8 protein-coding genes are annotated in these 6091 nt (G+C 39.0%); 3 read left to right on the top strand and 5 right to left on the bottom strand.

Going from position 1 to position 6091, the window contains the following annotated elements; translation table 11 throughout:
- The first annotated feature begins 70 nt into the window (after positions 1-70).
- Complete coding sequence (locus tag H3Z82_RS19255) at positions 71-949, top strand: tyrosine-type recombinase/integrase (protein WP_317172476.1); 879 nt, start codon at positions 71-73, stop codon at positions 947-949.
- A 2-nt stretch (positions 950-951) separates the two neighbouring features.
- Positions 952-2085: an IS91 family transposase gene (locus tag H3Z82_RS19250; protein WP_182202983.1), complete on the top strand. Its 1134-nt coding sequence runs from the start codon at positions 952-954 to the stop codon at positions 2083-2085.
- Positions 2086-3000: 915 nt separating this feature from the next.
- Here H3Z82_RS19250 and H3Z82_RS19700 read toward each other — a convergent pair.
- The 5 genes from H3Z82_RS19700 to H3Z82_RS19225 all read right to left on the bottom strand — a co-directional run bounded on the left by H3Z82_RS19700 (position 3001) and on the right by H3Z82_RS19225 (position 5727).
- The gene (locus tag H3Z82_RS19700; protein ID WP_235982502.1) at positions 3001-3183 is read right to left on the bottom strand and encodes a hypothetical protein; all 183 of its coding nucleotides are present in this window, start codon (positions 3181-3183) and stop codon (positions 3001-3003) included.
- Positions 3184-3449: 266 nt separating this feature from the next.
- On the bottom strand, positions 3450-3998 hold the full coding sequence (locus H3Z82_RS19240; protein ID WP_235982501.1) for a VOC family protein: 549 nt from the start codon (positions 3996-3998) through the stop codon (positions 3450-3452).
- A 257-nt stretch (positions 3999-4255) separates the two neighbouring features.
- A complete protein-coding gene (locus H3Z82_RS19235) occupies positions 4256-4501 on the bottom strand; it encodes a DUF2007 domain-containing protein (RefSeq protein ID WP_182207095.1) in 246 nt (81 codons plus the stop codon).
- Positions 4502-4708: 207 nt separating this feature from the next.
- Positions 4709-5281, bottom strand: coding sequence for a PIN domain-containing protein (locus H3Z82_RS19230; RefSeq protein ID WP_182207094.1), 573 nt, complete (start codon positions 5279-5281; stop codon positions 4709-4711).
- A complete protein-coding gene (locus H3Z82_RS19225; RefSeq protein ID WP_182207093.1) occupies positions 5278-5727 on the bottom strand; it encodes a hypothetical protein in 450 nt (149 codons plus the stop codon). The genes H3Z82_RS19230 and H3Z82_RS19225 overlap by 4 nt, the downstream gene beginning before the upstream one ends.
- Positions 5728-5786: 59 nt before the next feature.
- Here H3Z82_RS19225 and tnpA point away from each other — a divergent pair, with 59 nt between their 5' ends.
- Positions 5787-6053 carry an IS66 family insertion sequence element accessory protein TnpA gene (gene tnpA, locus H3Z82_RS19220; protein WP_182206421.1) on the top strand — a complete coding sequence of 89 codons (267 nt, stop codon included), beginning with the start codon at positions 5787-5789 and terminating at the stop codon, positions 6051-6053.
- The last annotated feature ends 38 nt before the right edge of the window (positions 6054-6091 follow it).

The following is a 6091-nucleotide window of genomic DNA, read 5'->3' as shown; positions in this document are numbered from 1 at the left end:
CACGATTCACTACCTTTAGGATCAAGGTTTAATGTAATACTCAATATTATGAAAAAAAAACGACACCCTCATTGAAAGGGCCTGTATTTCCGTTCCAGAGTTTGCAAAACTCTACCAAAAATTAAAGCGTTCCGTTGAGCTGGCCGGCAAGAGCCAGAGTACCCTTACCAACTATGCGCGCTGCCTGGCGCACCTTGCCCTCCATTTTAACTGTAGTCCACTTGCCCTGGATGAAGAACAGATCTTGGACTATCTACACGTTTTAAAGTCGCAGCACAAGACGCCATCCGACAGTTTTTTCAAGCACACCGTCTACGGGCTTCGCTATGCCTATCGCCTCTTTGGGATGAACGAGATGCGTGTGGTTCTTCCTTCCATTGAACGTCCCAAGACACTCCCGGTGGTATTGAACCAAAGAGAGATAAAACAACTGTTGAAGACCCCTAAACTGCTCAAGCACCGCTTGGTCCTGGCCATGCTCTATGGCTGTGGACTTCGCAATTTTGAACTGTGCAACCTACAGCGCAAGGACTTGGATTTTGATAGGATGATGCTGCACGTGCGCCAGGGGAAAGGGCGCAAGGATCGTTATGTTCCCCTGTCCAAAATGCAGGTCCGCGGCCTACAGAGATACTTCCTGGCAGAAAACCCGGATACGTGGTGTTTTACGGGCAATGACAAATCAGGCAGACCGAGCCGGATCTCTTCCCAGGGCGTTCAGTGGATCGTCCGCGAGGCTCGCAGGCACAGTGGCATCCAAAAGGAGATCACCGCCCATATCCTGCGGCACAGCTATGCCACCCACTTGCTGGAAATGGGTCTGGACATTATGAGCGTAAAGGATCTTTTGGGACATGCAGATATCCAGACCACCCTTATCTACCTCCATGTGGCACAATCGGGCAGGCAAAGGCCGTTCAGTCCGCTGGACAGGCTTTATGGCCAATAGGGATGTCCAAGCCTGTCCATGAAGTAGCCCATATCCTGGAGCGAAACAGGGAGCACCTTGCCGCTCATTGTGCCAATAGCTGGCAAGAACGTACCCTGCACGCGTTGCGCAAATGTCGGACCTCGGCCTTGGGCGGTCACATCGATCGTTGTGAGAATCCAACCTGCGGTAGGTTGCACCTTAGTTATAACAGTTGTCGCAACCGTCACTGTCCGAAGTGCCAGGGCCATAAAAAAGAGGAATGGATCCGCGCCAGGGAGGCAGATCTGTTGAAGGTTCCCTACTTCCATGTAGTGTTTACCATACCTGCGGAGCTGAACCGGTTATGTCTGTACGAACCAAAGTTGGCGTACGGTCTTCTGTTCAAAACAGCTTGGGGCATTATCCGGGATTTTGGTGGCAATCCCAAGTTTTTGGGCGGCCGGATGGGAATGGTCGCCATCCTGCACACTTGGGGGCAGAACCTTTCGCTGCACCCGCACCTGCACTGTATAGTTCCCGGGGGTGGCATTGCCAGATCGGGCAAATGGAAACCTGCCAAGAGTAAGGGAAAGTATCTGTTCCCTGTAAAGGCAATGAGTAAGGTCTTCAGGGCTCGATTTGTGGCCGGATTGCGTAAAGCGCTGGGGAAGCAACAACCTCCCTCTTTTTACCAAAGCCTGTTCCAACATCATTGGGTGGTCTATTGCAAGCGTCCGTTCTTGGGGCCTTCACAGGTAGTGGAATACTTGGGCCGCTATACCCATAAGATTGCCATCAGTAACCATCGGATAAAAGGTCTGGAAGGCGGAAACGTACGGTTCATGGTAAAGGATTATCGGCACGGGGGCAAGAAATCTGTGCTTGCGCTGCCCGATGCCGAATTCATCAGGCGCTTCGCACTACATGTCCTGCCCAAGGGATTTACACGGATCAGGCATTATGGTATTTTGAGCAGTTATTACAAAAGAACTGTGATCCCGCAGCTCCAGAAAGACCTGGGAATGCCAAAGCTTGGGGAGACAGGGCCATTGATGCACCGAAAATGTCCAATATGCAAAAAGGGAAACCTTGTTACCGTTGCAACTTTTACCGCCCGTGGACCACCAGGGCACTGGCTGGAGCAGATCAATAATCAAATAAAACGACCTATATAAAAAAAAGCGCAAGTCACGCGCAACAGGATATCTATGGTCAAAAATGAAGGAAACTGAGTGAAAAACGTTGAAAAGAAGCGAAGAGGAACTGCAAAACCAATCTTGCACTTCTAATCTTCAATAATAAAGCAAGCAAATACTCCCAAACAAAAAAATCAACTATTAAAAACCCATCTTAAATCCAATCAATCCCCATAGTAGGCAAACCGACCAACACCGGTTCAGTCAACACGGCATTCATGTTGGGTCGTACCGACCACACGAATGCTTAGTTATTATCTGTAGTTTTTATTTCGCTATTTTCTTTAATAATACCGATATTTCCGATTCAATTTAACTATTATATTTTAATTCAGATGCTTTTTTTTCAGTCAGCACTTGGTAAAAAACACAAGCGTTTAAAAAAGCTCCATATTAAGTCGGATGAATGTCGCCTTAATAAAGTTCAATTTCGGGATGAGATTTTCTAACTTGATAGAATTTGTTTCCATTGTCAGACTTTATCATATTATTCGATTTTGAAGCTAAACTATATGATTCATTGATTATAGCAATTTCTTGTTCTAAATTTTCTATAATCGGCATATTATAATTAATATCTTTTATTGATTTGTCAATAGAATAACCAGAATAGCAATATTTTTTTGGATATTCTCTTTTAGATGGCCACGTATTAAATAGTATAAATTTACAGTCCTTATTTGTAGTCAATTCTTTGAATCTCGATATGGCTTTATTTACTTTTAATTCTCGATTTTCAGGTATTGAAACACTGACAGTTCCAGTTTGTGGAATTATTATATCCCAATCCTTTTCTACTATCTTTTTTTCGGTAAGAGTTATAATTCTCTGTTTAGAAGTCGATTTGATTTTGCGAGATAAATGCTGAGATAAAGAATAGCCTGGATAAGTGCTTTAGTCAAGCGTAATATTCGTATTTGTTTCATTCAGCATCTTTTGAAAAGTTTGCGGCATTTCGTGATAATAAGTCAAACTGTTTCCAATAAAGAGCACATTTAATTCTTCAGAAAATTCTGTTTTAGGAGATTTGCAACTTGTAATTGTAATAGCCATCATGATTAGCACAAAGTTTCTCATAAATTACAGGTAAACCGTCTTGTATATGACTCGTAGCGTGCAAATTAGCAAATTATTTTCGGATTAACCACAAGCCAGATTTTTAAAGGTTACTATTTTCCTGTCTGCCGGCAGGCAGGTCTTTTTTGTTGGAAAATCATCTCCCAAAGGGTTGAGATAAAAGTTTGGCGACTTTCCAAACATGCTTTAATTTTTATTAAGTAACTAATTAGCTATGAGTTATATGTGTTGTGCGCTGGCTTTTTATGTCCTGTTTATTCGTTAATTTATTGTAAATTAAGTTGCCAAGAAACACCAAATTTATCTTCCACAAAACTGAACTTTTGACTGAAACCATAATTGTCTATCGGCATCATAACTTTTCCGTTTTCTGATAGCTTTTCAAAAAACTTTTTAAGTTCTTCATCGCTTTCACATTCTACCCAAATAGAAACTCCAGGCGTAAAATCCCATTCGTGTTTTATAGGGCTATCACTACAAATAAATTCTTTTCCATTCAATTTAAAGGTTGCTTTCATAATAGTTCCTTCTTTTGCTGGTCCATCTTTACCATATCGCTGAACGTCAACAATTTCAGAATTGTCGAATAATTCCACGTAAAAGTTCATTGCCTCTTCAGCATTATTTTCTTGGAATGTCAGAAATGTGCTTATTTGAGTTTTCATATCAGTCTTATCTTTATTAATAATCGTTTTCAGGCTATCATTTTCAGACTGTAATTTGTCAATTTGTATAACCTTACTTTTGTCCGTGTTATATTCAGAGCAACCAAACAATATTAAGGTTAAAATTATTAATCTTATCGGTTTTTTCATTTCAGCACGAGGTTTTTTTAGCTTGCGCACGTTTAGTGTATGATTAGTGACGTGCTTAAGCACCTAATTTAGCAAATACGAACCAAATGGAAATTCCGCAGGATTTTCCAAGTAGGCGAGAACCAGTATTTATTTTTACACGGTTCGCCTTATGTACTTTTATTTTTTTTCGATCCGAGTTGTTTCCGTTAAGTTGCTTTTCGAACTCCAATATTTAAGCCTAACGTTGTTGTGGTTAATTTTTCTGTTAGAATTTGTTATTGGTCAATATCCTCGGCACCAATAAACTCTTTCAGAATTGGTTTAGCTTTTTCTATATCACTTTTTCTTATTTTCAGGCGAATGGCATCCGCAGTTCCTCCAAAAAATCCAGCTGAATTCCCCGAGTTGAAGTCGTTCTGAACTATTCCGTACATGCCATTCGATTCTAAATGGCTTTTAAGACCAATGATTTCAATTTCACTTCCAGAATAAAAATCAATAAATTCATTATCTTTTTCCATGTTTTTTTAAATTAAATTTTTATTTAACAAACTCGATTTCTGTCAGGGATTTTTTAGCATTAAAGCTAACGTTTAGTGTATGAGCAGTGGCGTGGTTCGTCACGTACAACTTCAAACAGGTACTTGCCATTGGAAAATCCGCAGGATTTTCCAAGTAGGCGGGAACAAGCCATTGCTTATACACATCTTTGTTAGCTGCTGGCTTTTTTATTCAAACGATAAGTTTATATCCGAATAAAATTCTAATAATTCAGGTAATGTCTTTACGTCAATGTTCAAAATCCTACTAATGGCAGGTAATTTTTTGAAAGCTTTATTGTCATTACTTCCCTCTGTTTCCTCAGTTACAAGAATAATTTTTTCAAACGAATTTTTACTAATTTGAGTTAATAAGTAAATAATCATTCGCGCGTCTGCTGAATCTAAAAACTCCTTTTTTCGCTGTTCAAATTGAGCACTATTTAACTTTTTTGCGTTAGGCGTTATAAAATTATTATCTACGAGGTTATAGAATTTTTTAGGTGAAGGTGGAATTAAGCTTTCAGTATTAACTGGAATTTTATATGCTTTTAAAAAGTCTTTATCAATTAAGAAATCTACTTTTTTTACAACCAATTTTCCAGAAATGAATTTACACTCGTTTAATACTTCATCGATCACTACAATATTATGATTTTGTATTTCTTTCTTGATAAAGTTAAAAAGCTTATTATTTTGGTCAAATGGTAAGTAATAACGAACCAAGGACAACAAAGAACTTGTATCGATTACTACTATCATTGAATAAATTTATCTAATTTTTCAGGCTTAATATTCAGTTTTTTACAAACTTCGTATTCGTTTATAATGCCCTCATAAAATGCAGCTTGAATTGTCGATATAAACAAAGGCGAAGAGATTGGTTGAGCTACTGAACCTCTAATTTTTATACCTTTTTCTTTTTGTAATTCTTTTTCTCTATCTTTTTCTTCTTGAAATTTTTTAAATTTTTCTTCAAAATCATTTCTAACTTTATTATAGTTAGATTGACTAATTTGATTTTTAAATAATAATCTTGTAAATAAAGCAATTTGACTCAAATGAGTGTTATCAGAAACAGTTTTTATTAAGTCAAAGTGGTAATCATTTGAAGCTTTAGCTGGTTCAATGTTTTTAAGCATTTCTCCATATTCTCCTACTAAAAAATAATATGCAAAATCATTACACCATCGTATCCATCCGGGCAACTACGTCTTTTATGACATGACCTGTCTTTTTACCTTTGGTGGCATAAACTATATGTATTATGACAAAAAAGGAGAATGCTTTGTGGATGCGTAAATTGGTAAAGGAGTTTCGGGACTCTGGTCGGAGCCAAAAAGAGTTTGCCTCTGCCCATGGGATCAAGGAGAGCAAATTCCATTATTGGCGATCAAAATTATCGAGGCCTGTAGATGTAACGGCCGATAAAGGTCCTTCGCATTTCGTTCCTATCGAAGTCGTCCCTGTCCAGGAAGGCAGAACCATTTTGATCCGTTGCAAAAACGGGATCGAGATCGAAATCCCAGTATAGATGTTCGCACTTGGTACTTCGCACCGGTTCCAACTCTA

The organism is Gelidibacter maritimus, from assembly GCF_014062315.1.
GTDB lineage: Bacteria > Bacteroidota > Bacteroidia > Flavobacteriales > Flavobacteriaceae > Gelidibacter > Gelidibacter maritimus.
This window is presented reverse-complemented; position numbering and strand designations above follow the sequence as displayed.